Source organism: Bacillus sp. ISL-47 (assembly GCF_018613175.1).
In the GTDB taxonomy this organism is placed as follows: Bacteria; Bacillota; Bacilli; order Bacillales; family Cytobacillaceae; genus Cytobacillus.
Map to the genome: position 1 here is coordinate 35,294 of NZ_JAGGQS010000054.1, position 24,978 is coordinate 60,271.

At 43.3% G+C, this 24,978-nt stretch carries 24 protein-coding genes; 17 read left to right on the forward strand and 7 right to left on the reverse strand.

Translation table 11 applies throughout. The features are described from left to right. Positions 1 to 13: 13 nt before the first annotated feature. Entirely contained in the window at positions 14 to 712 is a 699-nt protein-coding gene (locus tag J7I93_RS18425; RefSeq protein WP_214727388.1) for an ABC transporter ATP-binding protein, read from the forward strand. A gap of 233 nt (positions 713 to 945) precedes the next feature. Here the strand turns inward: J7I93_RS18425 and J7I93_RS18430 are convergent, their stop codons facing one another. Further along, positions 946 to 1,563, reverse strand: a complete 618-nt coding sequence (locus J7I93_RS18430) for a TetR/AcrR family transcriptional regulator (RefSeq protein WP_214727390.1) — start codon at positions 1,561 to 1,563, stop codon at positions 946 to 948. Positions 1,564 to 1,736: 173 nt separating this feature from the next. Between J7I93_RS18430 and kynU the strand changes: the two genes are divergently transcribed. The 6 genes from kynU (at position 1,737) to J7I93_RS18460 (ending at position 8,544) form a co-directional block, all read left to right on the forward strand. Continuing rightward, positions 1,737 to 3,008 carry a kynureninase gene (kynU, locus tag J7I93_RS18435; protein WP_214727391.1) on the forward strand — a complete coding sequence of 424 codons (1,272 nt, stop codon included), beginning with the start codon at positions 1,737 to 1,739 and terminating at the stop codon, positions 3,006 to 3,008. Then, positions 3,005 to 3,634 (forward strand): arylformamidase, encoded by a 630-nt coding sequence (gene kynB, locus J7I93_RS18440; RefSeq protein WP_214727392.1) that lies wholly within the window; start codon positions 3,005 to 3,007, stop codon positions 3,632 to 3,634. Before kynU ends, kynB begins: the two co-directional genes overlap by 4 nt. A gap of 326 nt (positions 3,635 to 3,960) precedes the next feature. After that, positions 3,961 to 4,818 (forward strand): tryptophan 2,3-dioxygenase, encoded by an 858-nt coding sequence (kynA, locus tag J7I93_RS18445; RefSeq protein WP_214727393.1) that lies wholly within the window; start codon positions 3,961 to 3,963, stop codon positions 4,816 to 4,818. Positions 4,819 to 5,019: 201 nt separating this feature from the next. After that, complete coding sequence (locus J7I93_RS18450) at positions 5,020 to 6,363, forward strand: sodium-dependent transporter (protein WP_214727394.1); 1,344 nt, start codon at positions 5,020 to 5,022, stop codon at positions 6,361 to 6,363. A gap of 660 nt (positions 6,364 to 7,023) precedes the next feature. Beyond that, entirely contained in the window at positions 7,024 to 7,863 is an 840-nt protein-coding gene (locus tag J7I93_RS18455; protein WP_214727395.1) for an STAS domain-containing protein, read from the forward strand. Positions 7,864 to 7,947: 84 nt separating this feature from the next. After that, complete coding sequence (locus J7I93_RS18460) at positions 7,948 to 8,544, forward strand: SAM-dependent methyltransferase (protein ID WP_214727397.1); 597 nt, start codon at positions 7,948 to 7,950, stop codon at positions 8,542 to 8,544. 327 nt (positions 8,545 to 8,871) lie between these two features. Here the strand turns inward: J7I93_RS18460 and J7I93_RS18465 are convergent, their stop codons facing one another. Then, positions 8,872 to 9,591 (reverse strand): CPBP family intramembrane glutamic endopeptidase, encoded by a 720-nt coding sequence (locus J7I93_RS18465; RefSeq protein ID WP_214727399.1) that lies wholly within the window; start codon positions 9,589 to 9,591, stop codon positions 8,872 to 8,874. 417 nt (positions 9,592 to 10,008) lie between these two features. Here J7I93_RS18465 and J7I93_RS18470 point away from each other — a divergent pair, with 417 nt between their 5' ends. After that, entirely contained in the window at positions 10,009 to 10,878 is an 870-nt protein-coding gene (locus J7I93_RS18470) for a DMT family transporter (protein ID WP_214727401.1), read from the forward strand. A 414-nt stretch (positions 10,879 to 11,292) separates the two neighbouring features. Here J7I93_RS18470 and htpX read toward each other — a convergent pair whose 3' ends face one another. After that, positions 11,293 to 12,174, reverse strand: coding sequence for a protease HtpX (htpX, locus tag J7I93_RS18475; RefSeq protein WP_214727403.1), 882 nt, complete (start codon positions 12,172 to 12,174; stop codon positions 11,293 to 11,295). 169 nt (positions 12,175 to 12,343) lie between these two features. On the opposite strand from htpX, the gene J7I93_RS18480 reads away from it, so the two are divergent. From J7I93_RS18480 to J7I93_RS18495, 4 genes are all read left to right on the forward strand, one after another. Continuing rightward, positions 12,344 to 13,114, forward strand: coding sequence for a DUF1836 domain-containing protein (locus tag J7I93_RS18480; protein ID WP_214988607.1), 771 nt, complete (start codon positions 12,344 to 12,346; stop codon positions 13,112 to 13,114). Between the two features lie 138 nt (positions 13,115 to 13,252). Next, on the forward strand, positions 13,253 to 13,600 hold the full coding sequence (locus J7I93_RS18485; protein ID WP_214988605.1) for a MerR family transcriptional regulator: 348 nt from the start codon (positions 13,253 to 13,255) through the stop codon (positions 13,598 to 13,600). Then, positions 13,597 to 14,049 carry an SRPBCC family protein gene (locus J7I93_RS18490; RefSeq protein ID WP_214727404.1) on the forward strand — a complete coding sequence of 151 codons (453 nt, stop codon included), beginning with the start codon at positions 13,597 to 13,599 and terminating at the stop codon, positions 14,047 to 14,049. The genes J7I93_RS18485 and J7I93_RS18490 overlap by 4 nt, the downstream gene beginning before the upstream one ends. A 140-nt stretch (positions 14,050 to 14,189) precedes the next feature. Next, positions 14,190 to 15,416, forward strand: a complete 1,227-nt coding sequence (locus J7I93_RS18495) for a DUF819 family protein (RefSeq protein ID WP_214727406.1) — start codon at positions 14,190 to 14,192, stop codon at positions 15,414 to 15,416. Between the two features lie 129 nt (positions 15,417 to 15,545). On the opposite strand, the gene J7I93_RS18500 is transcribed toward J7I93_RS18495, so the two are convergent. Continuing rightward, positions 15,546 to 16,064, reverse strand: coding sequence for a hypothetical protein (locus J7I93_RS18500; RefSeq protein WP_214727408.1), 519 nt, complete (start codon positions 16,062 to 16,064; stop codon positions 15,546 to 15,548). Positions 16,065 to 16,302: 238 nt separating this feature from the next. Between J7I93_RS18500 and J7I93_RS18505 the strand changes: the two genes are divergently transcribed. Further along, on the forward strand, positions 16,303 to 17,610 hold the full coding sequence (locus J7I93_RS18505; protein WP_214727410.1) for a uracil/xanthine transporter: 1,308 nt from the start codon (positions 16,303 to 16,305) through the stop codon (positions 17,608 to 17,610). 27 nt (positions 17,611 to 17,637) lie between these two features. On the opposite strand, the gene J7I93_RS18510 is transcribed toward J7I93_RS18505, so the two are convergent. Continuing rightward, positions 17,638 to 18,510, reverse strand: a complete 873-nt coding sequence (locus J7I93_RS18510) for an aminoglycoside 6-adenylyltransferase (RefSeq protein WP_214727412.1) — start codon at positions 18,508 to 18,510, stop codon at positions 17,638 to 17,640. 263 nt (positions 18,511 to 18,773) lie between these two features. On the opposite strand from J7I93_RS18510, the gene pgmB reads away from it, so the two are divergent. Genes pgmB through J7I93_RS18525 form a run of 3 tightly spaced genes read left to right on the forward strand, consistent with a single transcriptional unit; the run spans position 18,774 to position 21,177 of the window. Then, complete coding sequence (gene pgmB / locus J7I93_RS18515; RefSeq protein ID WP_251025899.1) at positions 18,774 to 19,427, forward strand: beta-phosphoglucomutase; 654 nt, start codon at positions 18,774 to 18,776, stop codon at positions 19,425 to 19,427. A gap of 5 nt (positions 19,428 to 19,432) precedes the next feature. Beyond that, positions 19,433 to 20,173 (forward strand): hypothetical protein, encoded by a 741-nt coding sequence (locus J7I93_RS18520; protein ID WP_214727416.1) that lies wholly within the window; start codon positions 19,433 to 19,435, stop codon positions 20,171 to 20,173. Positions 20,174 to 20,190: 17 nt separating this feature from the next. Next, positions 20,191 to 21,177: a BadF/BadG/BcrA/BcrD ATPase family protein gene (locus J7I93_RS18525; protein WP_214727418.1), complete on the forward strand. Its 987-nt coding sequence runs from the start codon at positions 20,191 to 20,193 to the stop codon at positions 21,175 to 21,177. A gap of 103 nt (positions 21,178 to 21,280) precedes the next feature. Here J7I93_RS18525 and J7I93_RS18530 read toward each other — a convergent pair whose 3' ends face one another. Then, positions 21,281 to 22,768: a class I adenylate-forming enzyme family protein gene (locus tag J7I93_RS18530; RefSeq protein WP_214727420.1), complete on the reverse strand. Its 1,488-nt coding sequence runs from the start codon at positions 22,766 to 22,768 to the stop codon at positions 21,281 to 21,283. Between the two features lie 24 nt (positions 22,769 to 22,792). Next, a complete protein-coding gene (locus J7I93_RS18535) occupies positions 22,793 to 23,191 on the reverse strand; it encodes a MerR family DNA-binding protein (protein ID WP_214727422.1) in 399 nt (132 codons plus the stop codon). A 125-nt stretch (positions 23,192 to 23,316) separates the two neighbouring features. Between J7I93_RS18535 and J7I93_RS18540 the strand changes: the two genes are divergently transcribed. Continuing rightward, positions 23,317 to 24,930 (forward strand): acyl-CoA dehydrogenase family protein, encoded by a 1,614-nt coding sequence (locus J7I93_RS18540; RefSeq protein ID WP_214727424.1) that lies wholly within the window; start codon positions 23,317 to 23,319, stop codon positions 24,928 to 24,930. Positions 24,931 to 24,978 lie beyond the last annotated feature (48 nt).

Consider the following 24,978-nt stretch of genomic DNA (forward strand, 5'->3'; position numbering starts at 1 on the left):
AGGAGATGGAAATATGAGTTCATTGCTGGAATTCAAAAAAATCAGCTACTGGTATAAACACGAAAATAAAAAACACGATATCTTGAAAAATATTAATGTTACCTTTGAAAAAGGGAATTTTTACAGCATCATTGGGCCATCCGGCTCCGGGAAAACCACGTTCCTGGCGCTGGCCAGCGCCCTCGATGTTCCAAAAGAGGGAGAAGTGCTGTATGAAGGGAAGGATATCCGAAAAATTGGGCTCACCCGGTTCCGGAATAAATATGTTTCGATTGTCTTTCAATCTTATAATCTGCTTCCGTATATGACGGCGCTGCAAAATGTCCTGACTGCGATGGAAATTACGGGGTCTTCCACAAAAAATAAAAAGGCAATTGCCTTGGAAATGCTGCAGCAGGTCGGAATTTCTGAGCTTCAGGCCCGGCAAAAAGTCCTCACATTGAGCGGCGGACAGCAGCAGCGTGTTTCCATTGCGCGGGCATTGTGCTGTGATGCCGAACTGATAGTGGCGGATGAACCGACTGGGAACTTGGATGAGGATACGGCTCAGGAGATTGTTGGGTTGCTGCGATCGCTTGCTCATGAGGAAGAGAAGTGCGTGATTGTCGTAACGCATGACCCGAATATTGCGCGGGATTCGGATGTTACGGTGAAGCTGTCGAAAGGGAATATTACAGTTTCGTCAAATGATCGAGAGCTGGTTTCAAATTGAAAAAGGTGCCTTTCCCCGGGGTGGGGGCAGGCACCTTTTTTACGAACGATTTTTGACTTTAAACCAAACGGTGGAATGGGAAGTGACGCATAAAATCGAAAAGTGGTGCATAAGTCAACAAAACTGACGCATAAATCGAAAAAGTGAAGCACAAAACTAGTAAACTGACGCATAAATCTATGAAGGCGATGGCTAAATGTAAAATGGCGCTGATTTATCCCGCGAATGCTTCTTTAATCATATAACCCGCCTGTATACATACTGGTCAGGTTCACAATGATGTCTTCCATTTCATATTTATCCTCGTTCATAACCAATTCCCACATGAACATTTCATTGGAGTAGAACCAGCCTCTTGCGGTGAGAGATGGATCGAGATGCTGCTTGGCAAGCTTTTGCTCCTGGGCATAGCGGATATCCACTGAAATCCGCTCGATGAATCGTTCGCGGATCCTATACCATTTATGGTCGATTTCAGGTGAGACACCAATTGCTTCTTTTACCACCTTCATCATGTCCTGCTCATCCAAAGCCAACTGCAGGAAAAGGCGAACCTGCTTTTTGATATTTTCATAGGCTTCGTCTTTTGTCTGCGGTTTGAAGGGCATCTCGGCCACTTCGTAAAATTGGTTCATTAAATCTTCCATCAAGGTGATGAAAAGCTCATCTTTATTTTTAAAATAAACATACGCTGTTCCGTAGCCTGTTTTGGCTTTTTTAATAATTTGCGAGATGGTCGCTTTTTGAAAGCCATTTTCGAGGAAGATTTCTTTTCCTGCTTTTAGGAGTTTATTCCGTGTTTTAATGGCTTGCTGCTGCCTTGCCGGCAATTGGTCAATTGAGTTTGTCATGTTTTCATTCCTTTGCCAGTTTGCTTTTATATTTCGAACATTGAAGTATTTTTAATCAGTTTAAATGGTTTTGAGTTTTCTGACAACCTTATTGACATTATATCATTGACATAGTGTCAATTAAACTTATATAATTTGCGTAAATAATAAATATTCTGAAAGGTTGGAAATCTATGGATATTACACGCGAATATGCAATCGGACTGGATGCCCAGGATGGTCTGGCATCTTACCGGGAAGAGTTTTATATAAAGGAAAACGGAATTTACTTGGATGGAAACTCCCTTGGCCTGCTTTCCAAGCGAGCGGAAAAATCGCTTCTTGATTTGCTGGATTCCTGGAGGAACCATGGAATCGACGGCTGGACAGAAGGGGACAATCCTTGGTTCTATCTGTCTGAAACACTTGGAAAAGAGCTTGCGCCAATCGTAGGGGCAAATCCGGAGGAAGTGATTGTAAGCGGTTCCACTACCGTAAACTTGCACCAGCTTGTATCTACTTTTTATAAGCCGGAAGGAAAAAGAACGAAAATATTGGCCGACGAATTAAACTTTCCGAGCGATATTTATGCGCTGCAAAGCCAGGTTAAGCTGAAGGGCTATGATCCTGCCGAGCATCTTGTCCAGGTAAAGAGCGGAGATGGCCATACGCTGAAGGAAGAAGATATTGTCGCGGCGATGACGGATGAGATCGCGCTGATTGTCCTGCCGGGCGTTTTGTATCGCAGCGGCCAGGTGCTGGATATGGAATATTTGACGGCCGAGGCGCATAAGCGCGGCATCGAGATTGGCTTTGACTTATGCCATTCGGTTGGTTCCATTCCGCATGAACTGAGTGCGTGGGATGCTGATTTTGCTTTCTGGTGCAACTATAAGCATCTAAACGGCGGACCAGGTTCCACAGGCGGATTGTTTGTGAACAAGCGCCATTTTGGCAAAGTGCCAGGTCTTGCCGGCTGGTTCAGCTCCCGCAAGGATAAGCAATTTGATATGGAGCATGAGCTTACAGTTGCTGAGGATGCAGGCGCATACCAAATCGGAACGCCGAATATTTTTAGCATGGCGCCGATTATTGGCTCTCTCAGCATGTTTAATGAAGTAGGGATGGAAAAGATCCGCGAGAAGTCTCTTAAAATGACAGGCTATTTGATCGATTTATTTAAGCATGAGCTGGACGGGCTCGGTTTTGTTCTGCGAAATCCGCTTGATGAGAAGAAGCGCGGCGGTCATATTTATCTGGAGCATCCGGAAGCGGCCAGAATTTGTAAGGCCTTGAAGGCGGAGGGGGTCATTCCTGATTTCCGTGCACCGAATGGAATTAGGCTGGCACCGGTTGCGCTTTACAATACATTTGAGGATGTCTGGAAAACCGTTCAAATTTTAAAGAGCATTATGGAAGAGGAAAAATACAAGCAATATGAAAACAAACGGGGAGTCGTAGCATGACGAAAAAAGGGTGGATTGATATTTCACAGCCATTAAGCAGCGATATTGCACACTGGCCCGGCGATACGCCATTCAGCTATGAAACGGCTTTTACAAAAGAACAAACAGGATCGGTCAATATTGGCCGGATCACAACCAGCCTGCATACCGGTACCCATGTCGATGCGCCGTTTCATTTTAATGATGAAGGCGAGAAGATTATTGATCTTGATATTGAGCTGTATATCGGGCCTGCGCGTGTGATTGATGTGTCTGGTTATGATCGCGTAGATGCTGAAGTATTGCAGGGTTTTGATTTAGAAGGCGTGGAACGTGTGCTAATGAAAACAGCGGTTCCGAATAATCCGGAAGTGTTCCCAGAAAGGATTTCAGAATTGGCGGCGGATATGGCTGACTACCTGGGCAGTAAGGGGGTGCGCCTTCTGGGTGTGGATGTTCCATCCGTCGACCCGCTCGACAGCAAGGACATGGAAACGCACCATGCTTTATATCGGAATGGCATTCATATTTTAGAAAATATTATGCTTGATGATGTAAAAGAAGGCAATTATGAGCTGATTGCTTTGCCGCTGCCGATTAAAGATGCGGATGGCAGTCCGGTGCGGGCGGTTATTCGGCCGATTTAAAGATTATTGGACGGGGGATGGCTGATTTGAGGAAGTTATATTGCGGACTCGTCTAGTTATCGGCTCCACTACCAGATTTAACGGCCAAACAGTTATTTTGCAGCTATCCGGACCTGAATTAGCGAGCAGAACAACCAGTTACCGGCCATTTTTAAATAAATACCGGCCAAAAAGCGGGAAATACCGGCCAAACAGCATGATTTACCGGCCAAAGCCAGTTTGTCAATTTGTGAGGTCCATAGCAGCGGCCTCTTTAGTAAAGATGCTGATACACCGGACCGTAACTACATGTAGAACCAGAACCAAAAACACAAGGAGGATCCACCATGATCAACGAAAAAAAACATCAAGATATTAACGCAACTACATCGGAAAAAAGTATTCATACGGATTTTACTAACAATATGACATATGGTGAGTACCTGCAGCTGGATAAGATCCTGTCTGCACAAAACCGGCTTTCCGGCCATCATGATGAGATGCTGTTCATTGTTATCCACCAGGTGAGTGAGCTGTGGATGAAATTGATTCTTCATGAGATGGGCGCAGCTATTGAATCAATCGAAAACAACGACTTATCCACAGCACAGAAGCGTCTTGCACGTGTTTCGAAGACGCAATCTCAGATTATCCAGGCATGGGATGTGTTGTCCACAATGACGCCGTCCGAGTATATGGAGTTCCGTGATTCACTTGGCCAGGCATCTGGCTTCCAATCCTACCAGTACCGTATGGTAGAATTTGCGTTAGGATACAAAACGGAGCATGTTCTGAAAATCTATCAAAAAGATCCTGAGCTGCATGCGAAATTAACAGAGGCGTTCGAAGCACCAGGACTTTACGATGTCGCAATCCGCGCCCTCCACAAAGCAGGTCTGGCAATTGACGAAGAAATCTTAAATAGAGATGTAACCAGAACATACAAAGAAAATGTTTCCGTCCGCGACGCCTGGATGACTGTGTATAAAAATCCTGAAAAGTATTGGGAGCTTTATGAGCTGGCAGAAAAGCTTGTGGATATTGAAGACTGGCTTCAGCAGTGGCGCTTCCGCCATATGAAAACGGTGGAAAGAATCATCGGCTTTAAAATGGGAACAGGCGGTTCTTCAGGTGTCGGCTACCTGAAAAAGGTGCTGGATCAGCGCTTCTTCCCTGAACTTTGGGATATCCGCACTGAGCTATAAAATAAAAGGGATTCATCTCAATGGATGGTTAGCTTCGACTCACAATCTATGTGTCAAGCGCATGGCGGCGTGGCGATCTTAGTCTGCGTTCCTTCATACTATACAGGCAGCTTAATTATCCCCGCTATTCATTATCCTTAAGCGGGGGGATTCCTGCCGTTGTTTTACGATAAAAATAGAGAAATTTTAATAGGGGGTACTATGAGTACAAATCGAGAGCAATGGTCATCTAAATTTGGTTTTATCATGTCCTCGGCCGGTGCAGCGATCGGCCTGGGGGCCATTTGGAAGTTTCCGTACGTAGCTGGAACGAGCGGCGGTGGCGCATTTTTGCTTATGTTTATTGCCTTTACTGTTCTGATTGGGCTGCCTATGCTTGTTTCAGAGTTCATCATTGGGCGTGGCGCACAGAAAGAGGCGGTTTCTGCTTATTATAAGCTTGCTCCCAACAGCTGGTGGACGATCACCGGAAAGCTTGGTGTCATTGGCTGTTTCCTGCTTCTTTCCTTCTATGCGGTTGTAGGGGGATGGGTGCTGATTTATAGTGTGATGGCCATTGGGGGCCAAATTATCACACCAGATGCGGCGTACCCTGAATTATTTGGAAGCATCACCTCCACACCTGGTTTAACACTTTTCGGGCTGGCGGCATTTTTGCTTATTAATATTATTGTTATTACGTTCGGCATACAAAATGGAATTGAAAAAGCAAGCAAATATATGATGCCGCTTTTATTCGTCTTTTTTATTGTGCTTGTGATCCGTGCATTGACACTGGATGGTGCAATGGAAGGGGTTAAGTTTTTTCTGAACCCGGACTTCAGCAAAATCACCGGTGAATCTGCCCTTTACGCACTTGGACAGTCATTCTTTGCGCTTGCGGTCGGCTTTTCCTGCATGGTTACATACAGCTCTTACTTGGATAAAAAGGTAAGCATTCCTGCATCAGCGGGTTCCGTTGTGACCATGAATATCTTTATTTCCATTCTGGCTGGCCTGGCTATATTCCCTGTTGTGTTTGCATTTGGATTTGAGCCTGCAGAAGGTCCTGGCCTGCTGTTCATGGTTTTGCCGGCAGTATTTTCACAAATTCCAATGGGCGAATTTTTCCTGGCGATCTTCCTGCTTCTATTCTTATTTGCAACACTAACTTCTTCGTTTAGCATGCTGGAAATCATCGTATCTGCTTTTATCGAGAACGGAAAACACTCACGGAAAAAGATCTCATGGATCTCTGGCCTGGTTGTGTTTGGGGCTGGAATTCCTGCAGCTTTGTCATTCAGCCTGCTGGGAGATTTCGCAATTTTCGGGAAAAATGTCTTTGATGCAACAGATTTCCTTGTCAGCAATATTTTGCTTCCGCTCGGCAGCCTGCTGATCGCGCTGTTTATTTCATACAAAATGAATAAACAGCTTGTGAAAGACGAATTCACACGCAGCAGCACACTATCGCCTGCCCTGTACTCAGCCTGGAGCTTCCTGATGAAATGGGTCGTTCCGATTACGATTATTGTTGTGTTCATGAGCACACTTGGTTTTATTTAAAAGGCTATTTTCTAAAAGATTGTTGTACTTAAATAGATCTGTGAATAAAGCGTTGACAAATAAGGTTGGTTGATTGGAGCGGAAGGTGCGAGACTCCTGCGCTTCAGGATGCTCACCGCCCGCCCCGCGGTTTGCTGAGCATCCTGAAGCGGAAATCAACCACTCCTCACTACTTGTTTAAAAGCAACAAAGTTTGCGAAAACAGCCATTTAAAAAGAAAGCGCCCGTTTGCGGCGCTTTTTTCCGTTGAAGCGAAATGTTCATAATGAATAAGCGTAAAGATATATAATGATAAAAAAGCAGGGGATTGGGCATGTTTGATAATAAAGTGAAAAAGGCTAATGACATCCTTTTAGTCAAATGGCGATTAGATTCCGTTTAACTAAATGGTTGATGTAAGCATATGACACCTATACCGGGGACAAAGCTTCAGCCTGGCACAGCTGAAAGAGTACGGATCAAAACGAGGATCTCCATTTTGACTCGCCAAGCCTGAAAAAAATTTAATTTCATGGTTTAACAGGAGTTTAATAAGGGTATTAACATTTAGGGTTTGATAAAATAAGATCAACATCTTCCATATTTAAGTTTTGGGGAGGATTTTCCACCATTAAAACGAAAGTGTATACTATTCAGAATAAAAAGGGGCGTATGCTTAAAATGGAAGCAACATACAAGGATAGCAAGGATATTGCGGAATTCATCGTTGCGAACCGTGAGAATTTTCAGCAAAAGTTATTATCAGAGGCTGTTAATGTGGCCTCAAAAATTAATGACATTTTACAAAGGGGAAATATCGACCTTTTAAAAAACGCCGAGAAGCTGGCGCTATTTGTAGCAGAAAATAGAGAGGAAGAGCTGATTGCGTTTGCCAAGCAGGAAGGCGTGGCATGGGCGGAGCATTCCCTGACTCTTTCATTCAAACTGGAATGGGTTCAGGCAATCAGGCGTACGCTATGGCACTTCCTCTATCAGTTTGACAAAATAAAGGATGAAAACACATCGCGCGAAACCTTTTACAATTTGGAAAAAGAGATCAATGACCATGTTGACGAATTTCTGAATAACTTCTTCATCAGCTATTCGGATTATAAGGATGATATGCTGAAATCCCAGCGGAAACTGGTTGAGCATTTATCTGTGCCGATTATTCCAATCAGTACTTCTGTAGCAGTCCTTCCGCTTATTGGCATGATTGATTCCTACCGTATCCAGACCATCGAAGAAAAAGTTTTGATGGATATTTCTTCAATTAAGATTCAGACTTTAATCATGGACCTTTCCGGCATCGCGGATATGGAAATTGACGTGATCGTACACTTTAAAAAGATTCTGAGCGGCATCAAAATGATGGGATGCGATGCAGTGCTTACGGGCTTGCGTGCTGAACTTGTCCGCAAAATGATCCATGCTGGTGTGGCATTCGAGAAGCAGGCAGAAACAAAGGGAACCCTGCAGCAGACATTGCGGGAATATTTGGTGTTGGATGCGCCGAAATAGTCCAAATACATACACGAGTGCCTGGCACTGCCATTGGGAAATTTCAAGTGGCGGTGCCAGGCACTTTTTTAGCGGAGGCACAGCATGAAAGAATCAGATATGGATGAGTTGCTAAATATCGAAACGGGCGGTGAGCAGAAAGGGTTTCACAAATCCTTTCATTATCACCGCTATGAGCCTACCCCTTATGAGGGATTGGAAAATTTATTTGCCGAATATGTACTGAAAAGCAGTGATCGGGTAGTGGACTTTGGCTGCGGGAAGGGCCGGCTGCCGTTTTATGTTCATCATAAGTTTGGCGCTTCCGCAGCCGGAGTGGAGATGAGTGAGGATTTTTATGAAGAGGCCGCTGCCAATTTACAGCGTTATAAAGGAGATAAAGACCGTGTTGAATTTCAGTGCTGCCTGGCGCAGGAATATGATATTTCGAGTGCAGACAACCGTTTTTACTTCTTTAACCCGTTTACCGTGCAGATTTTCATGAAAGTGGTCAACAATATCCTGAAGTCTGCTGAAGAACACCAGCGGGAGATTGATATCATTCTCTATTATCCATCGGAGGATTATATTTTTTACCTGGGAAACAGCACACCTTTTGAGATGATGAAGGAAGTTGGCCTGGGAAAGCAGAATGAAAATGAGCGGTTTTTGGTGTATCGGTTTAATCAAACGTTTGATTGAAAAAGGAGAGGCTTTGAAATCTCCAACTGCATTGAACGAAAAAAATACCGGTCAAACTGCATGATTTAACATCTAGGAGCTAAAAAAGGGTGCCCCCCCATTCGTAACGCAAAGTGAAAAATGGAAAAACATAGAAAATAGCAAGGTGTTTCACATATGAATTAGCAAACAATTTTAGCCCGCCTTTTAGCAATAAAAGGAGCTGGATCTTAATAGATCCTGGCTCCTTTCTTTTTTTTTCTTCTTCAACTAAAGCACCCTTTAGTTAAATAAGAAACAATGATATTAGATTCAAATTTCTTTTCATTTACAGTGAATTTGATTAGATTAAGCTTTTGTTTCTATCCATTGGTCTTTCGAATAAAGTTTTGAATGAAAGAACTTGATAAATAAATAAGTTAGCAACGGCACAGCTAAATTGGGTAATAGAAAATTTATCAAAAAGTTAAGTTCACCCATTAATTGTATATTTTCATTTCCTTTAACCAATATTTGTTCTCCCAATGGACCTTTCGAAAAAATTGAATTATAAGTAAAGTTCCAACCTAAATGTAATCCAATGGGCAGTGCAATTGATTTCGTTTTTAAAAAGGCGAGCGCCCATACTAAGCCTGTTATTGCTGTTATAATAAATACAACACTCATTGATACTACGTCTCCTAAAACACCATAGGAAAACCAATGGTATATACCAAAGCTAATCGCTGAAAGAAAAATTCCTATTCTTGCTCCCAATTTTTGAATTGCAATGTATAGTAGTGCACCCCTAAAAATTAATTCTTCAAAGACAACAGATTTGATGTTCCACCAAAGAAAGTTTGCAATTCCAACAAAGGTTACGCTAGGATTTAATTCCCATTGCGCACTTGTTAGTGTTGAATCAATAATTTGTATGAAAGCACATAGTACACCAGTAAAAATAAATCCAATTAAAAATTGAAAAAACCTCGTTCTTACAGGGGTAATACCTAAAACAAATAAATTTTTCTTAGCAAATATATAAATCAGTATCCAGGAAATAATTAGTTGTACTATTATTCCTAACAATATCATCTCTCCAATCTCATTACTTAATTTATATGACTTCCCTCTACCTTGAAATAATATCATAATATTCTGATATTAATGTGTGCTTTTTTACTAACCTGCACTTTAGCTCAATAAAAATGAAAAGCCTTCTCACTCGAGAGGGGCATATTTTTTGCCATTAAAAACCAACCATCGGGAAACTGGTTGGTTTCTGTTTCATTTATTCTTTTAAGGATACGCCATTATTGCATGTAAGCTGATTTAGGTTTTAGGTAGGAAATCTAGGGAATTACGGTTAATACCTTTTTTAAAAACATATATTTGATGAGGAGCGTGAAGAGAATTGTTTGTCTTTAAATCTTCGTTAAGGCCGCGATAGGTTTCTAATAGCTTGACCAAAAATTCGAGCCAATACTTACTTTTAGGAGGCACACGATGAAATTTGCTGGGATAGGTCTAATTATGCTAGCCGCAATATGCTGGGGCATTAGTGGAGGAATTGCCGACATTTTAATGACCAAGGGCTGGGATCCTATTGTGATTTCACTGTACCGGGGAGCTGTTGGATTTATATGTTTTTTTGCATGGTTTCTCTTTCGCTTTAGACAAAATTGGACCTTCTCCACTCGTTTATACATATGGTCCCTATTGGCGGGTGTTGGTGTTGCTGGAAATTTCACTTTCTATTTTCTAAGTATTCAAGCTTCAAGCATTGCTGTTGCTGCTACTTTAATGTACACGGCGCCTGTCTTCGTCCTCATAATATCTTTTTTGTTGCGAATAGAACGTTCAACCTGGTTTAAATGGGGCTGCATTGCAGGTGTACTTATAGGAATTACCCTGCTGACAGGTGCCTACAACACCAAATCAATTTCAGTGAGTTTTCTAGGGGCGGCAGCGGGGCTGGCTGCTGGTCTTTCCTATTCATTGTTTATATTTGGATTTAAAAATGCCTCTTCTATCGGAAAGCCGCAGACTACGTTAACCATCGCCTTTTTTTCTTTATGTGTCATCCTTTTTCTTTTTACGGATAAAAATGAAGCAGTTGCTGTGGTGACGTCAAGTGACATAGGATGGTTTCTTCTATTAGGGATCGTGGGTGCTGGAATTTCATTTATATTTTATGTGATTGGCGTTCGGTTGACTTCCGCGACAACTGCTTCGATGGTTGCTATGGTTGAGCCGGTCACAGCTTCATTATTTGGTGTTCTGATTATCGGAGATCATTTGACTATCATTCAACTTCTTGGAATGATGGTCATCTTGGTTACAATCACCGTACTTAGTGTGAAGCAGTCCGACTGAGCAAGCTTATCTTCACTCGACTAATTTAGCTGATCATTTTTTTGTAAAACGGCATTTTCTTAGTAAAAGGCTGTTTTCGCAAAGTTTGTTGCTTACAAACTAGTTTTAATTACTGAGTTGATTGAAGTGGAAGGCACTTGATCCTCGAAAATGCATTCGCATTTTCTTCGTGCGGTGCTTATTCGAGGAAGCTTATTCAATGTCCTGCGGGAAGAGAGGGAGCGGGAGACCCCGCAGGCGTGAAACGCCGAGGAGGCTCCCGTTCCTCCCCGCGGGTTCGCTGCGTGACTGGAGCGGAAATCAACGGGCAAGCTTTATAGTCTAAAAACAACAATCTATACGAAAAGAGCCTAGTAAAAATACAGCCCAAAGGAAAAAGGACGGCAGGATATTTTACACTGCCGTCCTTTTTTCTTACTTCATGCTCAAACGTCTAATCCGCTCATCCAAATTCGGATGCGTTGAGAACAATGAAGCTTTGGTTCTATTATTAATTTTCAAAGTAGAAATCGCTGTTTGCTCTTCACCCTGGATACGGTTTGAGTAAGCCTTCAGCATTTGCAGAGCATGTGTCATTTTGTCCTTGCCTGCCAGGTCTGCGCCGCCGCGGTCCGCATGAAACTCACGGTGACGGGAATAAGCGAAGACCACGAGGCTGCCGAGAATTGAGAAGACGATTTGGAACACGATGACCGCAATGAAATGAACGATTGGCGCCATTTCTTCTCTAACAAAACGGGATGCTACCCATGCTGCAATTCGTGCAAGGAAAACCACAAATGTGTTCACGACACCTTGAAGAAGTGTCATGGTAACCATATCTCCGTTTGCAATATGTGCAACCTCATGGGCAATGACGCCTTCAATGGCATCGTCGTCCATTTCCTGCAGCAATCCGGTCGAAACCGCTACAAGAGAGCGTTTCTTAGAGGGTCCAGTGGCAAATGCGTTCACTTCAGGAGAATGATAGATTCCCACCTCAGGCATATGTGTTAAGCCTGCTGCTCTGGATAGGCGGTGAACCTTTTCCACAATAGTGCGTTCAGCTGATGATAGTGCTCCATTCGGATCCAGCACCTGGACATTCATCATTTTCTTGGCCATCCAGCGGGACATCAAGAGTGAAATGAAGGAGCCAGAGAAACCAATGACAGCACTCACAACCAGCAAGGCACCGAAATCAATGCCGCCTTGGGCATTAATGTAATTTCCTCCGCCAATCAGCGAGAAAATAATACTGATCGTCAATAGAACAAGTACGTTCGTCAATAAAAAGTAGAATATGCGCTTACCCATTTTCTCACCCTTATATATAAATTTTTTATTTCAAGGTCATATGAACTTGTCACCTGACTATATTTTATATTTTTTCTAATAAAATTACAAGAATTAAATAATCTGACCATAGTTTTAAAAGGGTAAACAAAAGGGAAAGCCATTGACTGTTAAATAGGAAACAATTAGGATGGAGACATCTAATAGAAGAACGCAGGGGCTGATAACCTTGGAATTATTCCAGCTATCGAGAAAAAGCATGGCTGATTTTCTCTACTCATTAAAGGGGGAAGGGACCTATTCACCTAAAGAAATCCTCCAGATTGCGTGGCAAGCTGCCCATCAACAGAACGATAAAACAATGGAGGCGTTCTTAGATACAAAAATGCCTGCCATTTTCGAAAAATTGCTAAGGGCTGATTTGCACAAAATTGGCTTTTCGATAAATGAAATTGTTGCACTGGGAAACCAGATTGAATTTACGAATTTATCGTCAGCTGCGGTGCAAAACTGGGTGAAGCGGGATGTAAAGGAGCTCATAGGAAGCCCACAGCTTGGAAAAAAGTATTCGGTCGACCAGGCTGCCATGCTGTTTATCGTGGAGGATTTGAAAGCAACTCTCGATTTCGACTCTATCCGGAAAATCCTCGCTCTCTTATTCAATGACCTTGATGACCGGACAGATGATGTGATTGAGCCGATCCCTTTTTATTCGGCATACGCAGCTATTTTTGAAAAAGCGCATCATCAAAACATCGTAGGGGAAAGCATGCACGAACAGATGGAACAGTGCATCAAAAAAGAAGCCTTGAGAACGCTGGAGACTTTTCAGGAATTAACCGACCAGCAAAAAGACATTGTCTCCAATATCCTTGTGACCGCATCTTTAACGGTCCTATCGGCGTACTATAAGTCGCTTACAAAAAAATATGTGTCTGCTACCTTGTTTTTAAATGGGTAGCTGAAAAAACATCGCCAGCTTTACAGCTGGCGATGTTTTTACCTATCAGGGGTGGGACATCATTTTTATTAAAAAAATCTTTCAAATACCTGTTGACCGTGTGGTGCACCCCTCAGTTTATGATTGGAGTGGGAGGAAATGATGTACAAGATTAGTGAATTTGCCGAGATGACTGGCTTAACCAAAGAAACACTGCGCTATTATGCGGAAGTGAAATTGCTCGAGCCTGCTTATATTGATCCAAAAAACAATTACCGGTACTACGATGATGGAAGCTATTTCTTGGCTATCCTTTTAATAAAACTTAGAAGATTAGGATTTACCATCCAGGAAATGATTTCGGTGATGGAAGACGAATCCTTTGCCAACTTGGAAAAATTACTGCTGCAAAAAAGGGAGCTCATACAGATGCAAATGGAGGAGCTTCGGCTTCAGATGGAAGAAATCGATGTGTTTTTGGAATCAGGGAGGGAGGAAGAATCGTGATTGAGTGGAAAGAGGAAATCATGATTGAGACGAATATTGAAAAAGTGTGGAGTTTGTTTTTGGACGAACAGATCAAAAAAATAATGCCCAAGGTCGAGGAGCATACATTAATAGAAAAAACGGAACAGGAAGCGGGCGCGAAACATCGGCAAACCTACAGAGAAGGCAAGCGCCTTGAAACGTATATCGTAGAAACATTGGACTATGAAAATGGCGAAGCCAAAAAGCATAAGCAAATCCAATTTGTCCTTGGAAAGGCCTTTGAAATCAGGCTGGCTTTTACACTTCTAAAAATTGATGACAACCATACAAAGTTTATTTACGAAGGTCAAAATAAGGGAGTTAACTTTGTCGGAAGAGCCATGCTGAAGCTGGGAGGCGAAAAAAACAACCATAAGGTGGTAGAAGAATTTATGCAGCGGGTTCGAGAGGAAGCTTTGAAAATTTGAATTAAATGGTGATGGTACCAGGTACCACCCGAATTTTGTCGAATGGGGCTTTTGGGCCGAAATTGAATATTTTGAATTTTTTGTTTGATATCGTTAATATGTTTATAGTGGTAAAAAACTGTAAAAAGGAGGATCCTGTTTTGGAGCAAACCCTGATTAAAGCTGATGATTATGTGACTTTGTGGGGGATTATCGTGGTGTGGGCTTCAGCGAGTATTTATTTGGAGCAGCGCTATAACTGGGCCGCGAAAATTTCAGGTGCCATTGTCGCCCTGATTGGTGCGATCATTCTATCGAATACCGGCATTATTCCTACAGCCTCACCTGTTTATGATGCGGTATGGACTTTTATTATCCCGCTCGCCATTCCGCTCCTGCTTTTCCATGTGAATTTTAAAAAAATATGGCAAGAAAGCGGCCGCTTGCTGATTATCTTTCTGATCAGCTCCATTGGGACGGTTGCAGGTGTGATCATCAGTTTCTTTTTATTAAAGGATCATATCCCGATGCTTGATAAAATTGGCGCTATGCTCAGTGCGTCATATATTGGCGGGGGAGTGAATTTTGCAGCTATGGCGGCAAAGTTTGAAACACCGGGAGAAATGGTCTCTTCAGCCGTAGTGGCAGACAATTTAATGATGGCCATTTATTTTGTTGTTCTCATGATGATTCCAGCGATGAGCTTTTTCAGGAGCCGCTTTAAGGCCCCGCATGTTGAAAAAGTGGAAAGCGGAAGTATAGGAGAAGAGGGCAAAACGCTTGCAGAAAGCTTTTGGAAACGGAAGGATATTTCGCTGAAGGACATGGCATTATCCGTAGGGACCGCGTTTCTGCTTGTCATCGTCTCTTTTAAAATAGCAGAATTCCTGGACGGACTTATACCTTCCGGAGAAGAGACATCATTCTTGCTAAATCTGCTTAATGGGCTATTCGGGGACAGGTATCTGATGCTGACAACCCTTACATTCCTTGCCCTGGCGTTATTTCCAAAGTACTTTGAATCGATTAACGGAAGTCAGGAAATCGGAACCTTCCTCATTTACTTGTTTTTTGTTGTGATCGGTATTCCGGCATCCATCCCAATGATCATTCAAAATGCTCCGCTGCTTTTGGTATTCGTTTTTATCATTGTGCTGGTGAACATGGCCGTTTCGTTAACTGCCGGCAAACTATTAAAATATGACCTTGAAGAAATCCTGCTTGCCAGCAATGCGAATGTCGGCGGTCCGACAACAGCTGCAGCGATGGCCATTGCGAAAGGATGGAAGGATCTGATTGGCCCCATTCTGGTCGTCGGAACGATTGGCTACATTATCGGCAACTATGTTGGCACCACGCTTGGACTTTGGTTTTCTGCTTTTATATAATGGCTGTTTTGGCAAACTTTGTTGCTATTTAACAAGTAGTAAGGAGCGGTTGAATTCCGCTCCAGGATGCCGCAGCATTTTATTTAGAAACAATCCTTTGCAAAAAAACTGCCCGCAACTTTTTGCGGGTTATTTATTTTGGATGAAATTCCCATAATCAATGACTTTTATGACCCCATCTTTGGATAATGCTAAATTTGCTCTCCTGATGTCTTTGGGTGTTAAACCATGGCTGGTAAATGTAGTTCGCATTTGATTAATACTATTTTGATATCGTGAGTGATCAGGAACGTTCACTGGCATTTTTTCCATGATGATCCATCCATGTCCATGTTGTATGACAGGGCACAGGTGGTTTCTTATTTCTGGAGGACTTTTTGTAAAAAGTTCAAATTCTGTTTTATTCCCGCTAATGCCCCATTCTGAAGTGGCCACCTTTAAAACATAACCATTCCCCATGTCATAAACCATTCGGCTATGGCCATAGCCAAGCAACTTATACCTTAATCGCATGGTTCTTTTGGCCAGTTTCATCTTATTATAAATGCCCATACTTTTCCATTTATTCATATTTGATATCCAAAGTGTAATAGCTTGCCGTTCGTTTGGAGACAAAAGATTGGATTGAGAATGAATATCCGATGACAAAGCTCTCACATCCCTATCCGAAATAATTCATACATAATATAGTATTGAAAGAGGGAAGAGCTTGTCAGTGCATATAACTAGGTTTCCGGACGCTTTGGCAGAATTCAGCCATTTTTAGCGATTTTCCAGTTTTCTTCAAGTGAAATCCAAGGAAATTTATCAGGATTTATATTATAATAATAGCTAGTTTAATTTTTAGAGAGACGAAACTTTTAGATTTGAAAGCGGTGTTTGCAGCATGAATAAACGGTTTGGTTCCGTTACGATCTTTTCTTCCGTACAATGGCTTTTCTTTATATTTGCGAATACAGTGATGATCCCGATTTCAGTGGGAACGGTCTTCCAGCTGCCGGATGAAACGATTGCAATGATGCTGAGAGCCTCGCTTGTATTTACAGGGCTTGCGTCGATTTTTCAGGGCTGGAAAGGGCATCGCTATCCATTGATGGAGGGGCATTCCGGCTTGCTTTGGGGAGTTATTTTAAACTTGGGGTTGTCGGCATCCTCCCTGGGAATGAGCTATACCGAAATAGGCGGCGGAATCGCCACAGGAGTACTTTTAGCTTCAGCCGTTACGCTGATTCTCGCGGCATTTAATGGAATATCTCTATTAAAAACGATTTTCAACCCGATGGTGATGTCAGTTTATCTGTTTCTATTAACCTTCCAGCTGATTTTTATCTTTTTCAAAGGCATGATGAAAGTCAGTGAACAGGGCACGATGGATGTTCCCGTCACTTTATATTCTTTTGCCCTTGTCATTTTTGTCAGTTTGCTAAAATTAAAAGGGAACGGAATCGTCAGCAATTTTTCAATTTTAATCGGATTGCTGGCCGGCTGGATCGGCTATGATTTGCTCTTTATGAGTGAAGTTCAGCAAGACGCAGCTGCGGGAGATGTGAGTTTCACGCTGTTTCCGCTGGGACCGCCTAACCTCGAAATCGGGATTATTGCGGTTACGTTCTTTGCTGGTTTGATGAACCTGAGCAACACAGTTGCTTCAATTAGCTCAGGGGATACACTTTTTAAAAAAGAATCCGGTCACCGGGAGTACCGTGGTTCCATATTTTTTACAGCCGTTTTCACCGTGATCGGCAGCGGATTCGGACTGGTGCCGTATACGCCATTTACATCATCCATTGGATTTTTGCAGAGTACACGAATTTTCATGAAAACGCCATTTTTCCTTGGGGGCGCACTGCTGGCCGTGATTGGCCTGATCCCGCCGCTGGGCACATGGCTGGCAGGCATGCCGGTTACGGTCGGAAATGCTGTCCTGTTTGTCGCTTATCTGCAGCTTTTCGGTACGGCTTTTAACAGCTTAAACGGAAAAGTCTTTAACTCGAATACGATATTTCGCCTGGCGGCTCCGGTGCTGATCGGTATCAGTTTAATGAACACACCAGCTGCGCTGTTCGCTGATTTGCCAGTCCTGATCCAGCCATTTATATCAAATGGGCTGATTATGGGCGTGTTCATTTCCATTCTTATGGAAAAAATGGTGAACTGGTCTGTGTTTGAGTCATTTGAATTGAAGAATAACTAGAGAAATCCCCTGGCAAAGGGGATTTTTTTAATAGATAGAATCTGCATCAGCAGGCAGATTCCTCACATGCTTCAAAAATGCGGTAACCCTTTTATCGTCTTCATAATGATAGGCGAAGCCCAGCTTATCCGCGACCTCAATCGCGTTTTTCCTAAAAAGGTCGCACATCGCGAACAGAGCATTCCAAATGTTATGAAATTTAGCGTCAGAATAAGTAGCCTCGAACTGCTCCCATTCCCCTTGATCTAGAAAATCCGGCAGGTCCTTGCCAACCTTCCCGGCGCTTTTTGTAAAATCCGTCTGTATGCCGACCTTCCATTCCAGCATCTTCATCAGCATATGGCGGTTGATTTGCTCATGCATAAACATCGCATACGTTAGCTCCCTTCGCCAAAGCCCTTTGCTGATGTTCATGCTGATCCACCAAAACTCGTTGCAGATATCTGCAAACTCCTGAGCAGTCGGCTTTTGGACCCAATAATCCCGGTCAGAGGCAGGCGGCATGGGGCCCATGAGCCCATCTTTATCGAGAAGCAGCACACTCAAGCTGTCAGGCAGCAGAAGCTCATCCATTTTTTCAACCGGAATTAAGGTCAAATCGATTCGGTTCCCGTCCATAAACTGCATTAGATAAGGAAAGCGGCCAAGCCCATCAGCAGGCGGCAGCACCTTTTCCTCCGGCAGCTGCATCATAATCCGCTCGCCAAACACATCCACCCAGCTATGATCACGGGTGAAGGAATCAATACCCCTCACCAGGTACACAATATCGTAATCTTGACAGATATCTTTTTTTACATTCGCATTCGCGCGTGAACCATTGAGGATGACAGCGCGAACTCGTTCATCTTTCCTGGCTGTTGATAAAATCAGGTTCATCATTTCGGTTTCGGATCTCATATGGCCTCCATCCAGTCTAGTGGTATTGTTTGATTCTTTTCTATTTATTTATTGTAATATTTCCAAAATTAATTTAGTAGCTTTTTAGAAAAATCCAGCGGTAAGTTCAATCAAACGTTTGATTAAAATCGAATGAAAACATTGTGCACATGGATACTCCCTGTTGGATGAACAAAAGTGATAAAATGGAATAGATATTTTGGACATATCAGGTTTTGGCTGATATTCCTTTAGAAAATGGAGGTAGGTCCTGGTTGAAAAGAATGCTACAGGCCGTCATTTTTGATTTGGATGGTGTCATTGCAGATACATTTGAGTTATATTACATAGCGAATAAAAAGGTAGCAGATTTACTTGGTGTTCCTTTTACAAGAGAAGATAATGAAAGATTTAAAGGCATTGCCCGGAAAGAAATTATAGAATCGCTAGTTCATTCCTCAGGAAAAATTCTGACAGATACAGAGAAGATAAAAATGGGTGACGATAAGAATAAGCACTATCAGGAATTGATCGAGGCTATGGATGAAAGTGCTGTTTTGCCAAGAATGAAAGAATTCATTATGGACTTAAAAAAACATAATCTGAAACTGGCAATCGCTTCTTCAAGCTCAAACGGCCCGACCGTTTTGCAAAAGCTTGGGCTCACTGCATACTTTGATTGCATTGTAGACCCTTCTTCCCTTCAAAAGGGAAAGCCGGATCCGGGGATTTTTCTAAAAGCAGCAGATTGCCTGCAGGTTCCTTATGAAAATTGTGCCGCGCTGGAAGATGGGGAAGCTGGGCTTACGGCAATTAAAAAGACAAAAATGTTTTCGGTTGGGATTGGGCAAGCATTAGAGGAGTTAAAGCCTGATTGGCATGTTATGAGTACAGAAGAAATTTCTTATCAAGAACTTCTGAAACGGTTTGAAGGGTGATGAGCATGGAAGATCGGGATGAGAGAGTAAGAGAGTTTGAGTTAAAATGGTTTGACATGGTCATGGAGGAGTATAACTCATTAAGAAATGAAGCAGGAGACTCCTTGAAGCACCAGCAATCCATCATAAATTATGGCTTAACCGCAATTGGTGTCTTAATTGCCTTCAGTGCCAATCTGTGGGGAAAAGAGCATATTGTTGAGAGCATTTATGTGTTATTTATCCCTTTTATGTGCAATCTAATCATACTTATATGGAACGGTGAAGTCCGCCGGATGTCCAGGGCAGGACAATATATCAAACGAATAGAAGAAAAGGTTCACCGGCAGTTTTCCAGCAGAATCGATATAAACGAGCAGGCGCTAGAATGGGAGACTTTTTTACGGAAACCAAAGGAAGAAGAGGCAGAAACCCAGGAACGATCGAGGCTTAAACGAATGCTGGGCTGGATAGAAGGTCTGTTTTCATTTTTGTTTCAAAAGGATGAAGAAAGAAATAATAAGATTAAAAGCAATTATATAGCCATTATTATCATGTTTGGAGGACTTAGTGTTCTTTCCGTTCTGCTGGCGTTCGGCCATAATTTCAGTATGTACCAAAAAGAAACATCCTTGAAAGGTCCGGAGCTTTTAAACTCCTGGGCAGCTGCTGAGTATGGCTGGCTGATTTTGTATGGTGTACTGTTACTTGTCGACTTTTTGTTTTTTGTATACCATTACCGATATTTCCAAAAGGTCAAAAAATAGCAGAAAAGGTGAATGGATTGAATCAGGATATTGTAATAGGGATTGATGGGGGCGGCACATATACAAGAGCAGCCGTTGCAGATCTGAAAGGCAACATACTGGGTTTTTCCAAAAAGGGCGGCTCACACCCTGAAAAAAATCACAATCCTAAAATAAATGTGCAGTCAGCTATTATGGAAGCCATGAATGAAGCAGGTGTGTCGTTAAAAAATGTTAAAGGGATTGTGGGCGGATTTGCTGGAATAAATAAACCAGAAGACCGGGAATGGGCGGCAGAATTTATAAAACTAAGCGAACTCAATTGCCCGGCTTTCATACTCAATGATTCCGAAGTTGCACAATATGGGGCATTTCTGGGAAAGAGTGGCATACTGGCAATTGCCGGCACTGGCTCAATTGTGATGGGAAAAACGGGGAACGGTTTGTCTGTTAAAAATTATGATTTTCACCACGATTCCGAAGCGGCTTCCAGATTCCTTTCCTATCACGCTATATATGAGATTGTGTCAAATAAACCTTTATATGAGGAGAACCCTTTTATAGAATCAGTTTTAGCCTTTTGGAGTGCGGACAGCGTTGACGACCTCCGATTGCTGGCATCGAAAGGCTTTACTTCAAATAAAGTGGAAAGGATCCAGCGGCTGAGCAGTATGGGGAAGGTTGTAACAGCCGGAGCTGCCGGCGGAAGTCAAATCGCCTACCGTGCTAGTAAGAAGGCTGCTGATTCATTGTCTGTTGGCATAGGGCTGGTATCATCCCTGTTTTCAGAAGAAAAGGTCCAGCTGGCTTTTACAGGCGGGGTGGCCAGGAATAACTATATTCAGAAACTAATCATGGATGAACTTGAAAGTGGCAGACTGGAGAAAACCTTTGATTGCCAAGAACCTCAATTACCGCCTGTTTTAGGAGCTGTTTTATATGCTTATACAGAATGGGGAACCCGTCATGACCAGGAAATAATAAAAAAGCTCTTAAAACATGCACAAACAAATGATTATTACTAGAAAAATAGAGAAAAGAGGGTCCCGGCAGGTTTCCGATTGGCTTTATTCGTGAGAATTTCGGTATATCCGCCAATTCGATTATAACGGCACCCTCTTATCTTTCTTAATGCACCAGCTTCACCTGCTGCCTCAAAATCTTCCCGCTCGCATTTCGCGGAAGTCTATCCGCAAAGGAGTAGATTCGCGGACACTTAAACTCAGCCAATTGCTCAGCTGCAAAAGCACGCAATTCCTCTTCAGAAACATCCCCCTTCAGCACAACGACTGCTTTAACGGTTTCACCCCACTCTTCATTCGGAACACCCACAACACAGGATTCCAAAACGGCATCATGCTTGGCAAGGACTTCTTCAATTTCACGCGGATAGATATTCACACCGCCCGAAATGATGAGATCTTTTTTCCGGTCCACAATGTAAAAATAGCCATCCTCATCACGATAAGCAATGTCACCGGTATACAGCCAGCCGTCTTTGATCGTTGCATTCGTTTCATCCTGGTTATTGTCATATTCAAGCATCAGACTGTCGCCTGTTAAAAGGATTTCCCCGTACTCATGCGGTGCCGTATCGGTTCCATCCGGCCGGACAACACGAATTTCCATATTCACCGTCGGATGCTTGCCGATGCTTCCGGCTTTCTCCGAATGCTCTTCAGGATATAGTAAAATTCCATTTGGTCCCGCTTCGGTCAGTCCATAAACCTGATAGAAGTTTTCGTTCTGGAATGCTTTTTTTACATGATGATAAGAAGCAAGTGCAAGCGGCCCGCCGCCGTAAGCAAAAACGCGCATGCTTGATAAGTCATAGGAAGATAGGTCAGGATCCTTGGCCGCAAGTAAATAGGCAACCGGTGCTGCGAAGGAGAAGGTTACCTTTTCCTGCTGAATCCAGTTCATGAATCCCTTTGGCGTAAAGTCCCCAATAACGTGGGAAGCTCCGCAATAAAAGCCGCTCATGAAAAAGGTATTTAACGGAGCCGAGTGGGAGAGCGGCATTAGGGTGAGCATGGAATCTTTGTGGGACAAGCTGAAATTGACCGAAACAGCCGCAGCAATGGCGAGAATGCGTTCATGGTTGAACACGACCCCTTTTGGTGTACCGGTTGTCCCTGAAGTGAAAAGAATTTCGCAAACATCCCGTGAATCAATTGGCACATTCAGGTTTTCGCCCGAAAAATGGGCGGAAGCTTCAGTGCTTTCCTGAATGGAAAAGTAGTGCTTCAAGCTGCTGCTGGCCTTTAGGGCTGTAACGGTTCCTGAAAGCTCATTTTCATATAGCACGCCCGCTGCGTTTGAATTTGCAAAAATAGCCCCCAATTCCGTCGGGGTCAAACGGATATTCATCGGCATCGGAATCGCACCGATTTTCATGCAAGCGAAAAAGGCATAAAAGAAATGCTCATTATTTCGAGACATCACGGCAATTCGGTCACCGCGCTGAATTCCTTCATCCTGCAGAAATCTTGCCAGTCTGTTGCTCGTTTTGTTCATATCTCCGTATGTAAGCCTGTTCGAAGACGTAATAAATGCGTCTTTCTCTGGAAATTTCCTCGCGTTTCTCTCCAAAACTCCATGTATTGTTGCTCCCACTTTGCTCAGCCCCTTTAAAAATGATTAATGCTCAGCTGACTTGACCTGGCTGTTTTCATACTTTTCTTTGTACGTCAAAATGTCTTCCCGCAGCATCTGCAGCTGCATGATTTGTTCCTCAATTTCCCTCAGCTTGCTGTCTGCGAATGCAATAATTCTGCTCTTTTCCGCTTCGCCTTCAGGATTGGATTCATAGAGGCCGATCATTTCCTTAATTTCCTGGAGGCTAAAGCCAAGCTTCTTCCCGCGCAGAATCATCTTCAAGCGTCTCCGCTCCTTATTTGTATAGCTGCGCTGTTTGGTCAGGCTGTCCCGGTTCTCGGAAGTCAGCATCCCGATTTCCTCATAATAGCGGATCGTCCTTGAACTGATATCAAACATGGTTGCCAGCTCGCTAATGGTAAAAAGTTTTTCTTCTGCCATTTCTGTATCCTCCTAGTTGACGTTAACGTTAGCTTAGTTTTATAATAATTCTGAAAATTATATTTTGTCAATAGAAAAAGCCAGAAACCACAGGTTGAGAAATTATTTAAAGGAGTGATTTTTCCATGAACATGACTTCCCAGGACAAGCAGACGAAAGGAAAGAATGCGTATTCTTTTGATGAATTTTTAGAACAGCGGGACAATCTGGATTGGTACAAGGATGATCCTTTTTTGCAAAAAGCCCTTAAAAAATTTGCAGGCTCCCATTATGAACAGATACATAAAGAGCTGCTGAGCTTTTCCCCAGCTGTTTCAGCCAAATGGAACAAGCTGGCGGAGAGAGCGGCAAGGCCTGAAGTCCGCCCGTATATGCTGCCTTATGATGCGTTTAACCATCGGATTGACCGCGTTGTCCGGCCAATGGAAACCCATCAGCTCGAAAAAAAAGTGTTCGGCGAAGGTCTGTTTTCAAGAAAAATGCCATCCTGGGAGAGTTTTGCGAAGCGGATGCTGATTCATCAGCTTGGGGAAGCAGGCGTTGCCTGCCCGCTGACATGCACGATTGGATTAATTGCACTCCTTGAACAATATCCAAATGAAGAACAACCGGAGCTGCAGGAAATCTTGCAGCATACAAAAGAGGGAATAGACGGGGACTTTGCAATCGGAGCCCAGTTCATGACGGAAATCCAGGGCGGCTCCGATTTACCTGCCAATGTCCTTGAAGCAGTTCCGGACGGGAAAAACTATCGCCTGTACGGGAATAAGTTTTTCTGTTCAGTAGCGCATGCAGACTATTCGGTTGTCACGGCAAAAATTTCAGGCACAGACAAAGTTTCAACGTTCATTGTTCCGTCCTGGCTGCCAGGGGAAAAAGAAAAGGAAAAGCGCAATGGCTATGAAATCAACCGCATCAAATGGAAGATGGGGACGGCCGAGCTGCCGACAGGCGAATTCCAATATAATGGAGCGCTAGCCTATCCGGTCGGTCCTGCAGGAAAAGGGGTAGCAGTTGCGGTTGGAATTGTTCTCACTTTATCGCGCCTTGAGATTGGCATTGCCTGTGCCGGCTTTATGCTCCGTGCTGCAAGGGAGGCAAAGCTATATGGCGATTTCCGGACGGTTTTTGGAAAAAAGGTAAAAGACTACCCGCTATCCGCCAGAACTTTGAAGCGAATAGAAAATGCCGCACAGCGGACAACTGCAGGCACATTTAAAATATATGACCTTTTCCTTCATCTGGATCAGCCGCTGAATGCCGGCATTCCAGTCGATCAGCCGCTAGAAATGCGAAAGCAGCTCTTTAATTTGCGGGAGCTTGTCCTGCTGCAAAAAGTCTGTACAACGAATGAAGGGGCTGAGGTTCTGCGCGATGCGATCTCTGTTTTTGCCGGCCATGGCGTCATGGAGGAATTCTCCTCATTGCCGCGCATTTTCCGCGACGTCGTCGTGAATGAACAATGGGAGGGACCGCGCAATTTGCTGCTGACACAAATTTACCGGGACATTCAGAGAGTGACAGATTGGTATCCGCCTGCTGATTTTGTGGCGAACGTGCTCGAAGGCGCTTCTCAGGAAACAGTTGATCGTTTCGCGGAACAGCTGACAGATCTGCTGCAGCGCCCGGTCTGCGGGGAAGTCAGCGAAGCTTCCATGGAAGCCGCTGAAGAATGGGATCAATTCTGTGATTGCTTTTTTAAAGCGTATCAGACTGTCGCGGTTGAGGAATTGAAATAAAGAAAGTGCCTGGCAGCTGCTTTAATTGAAACTGCCAGGCACTTTTAT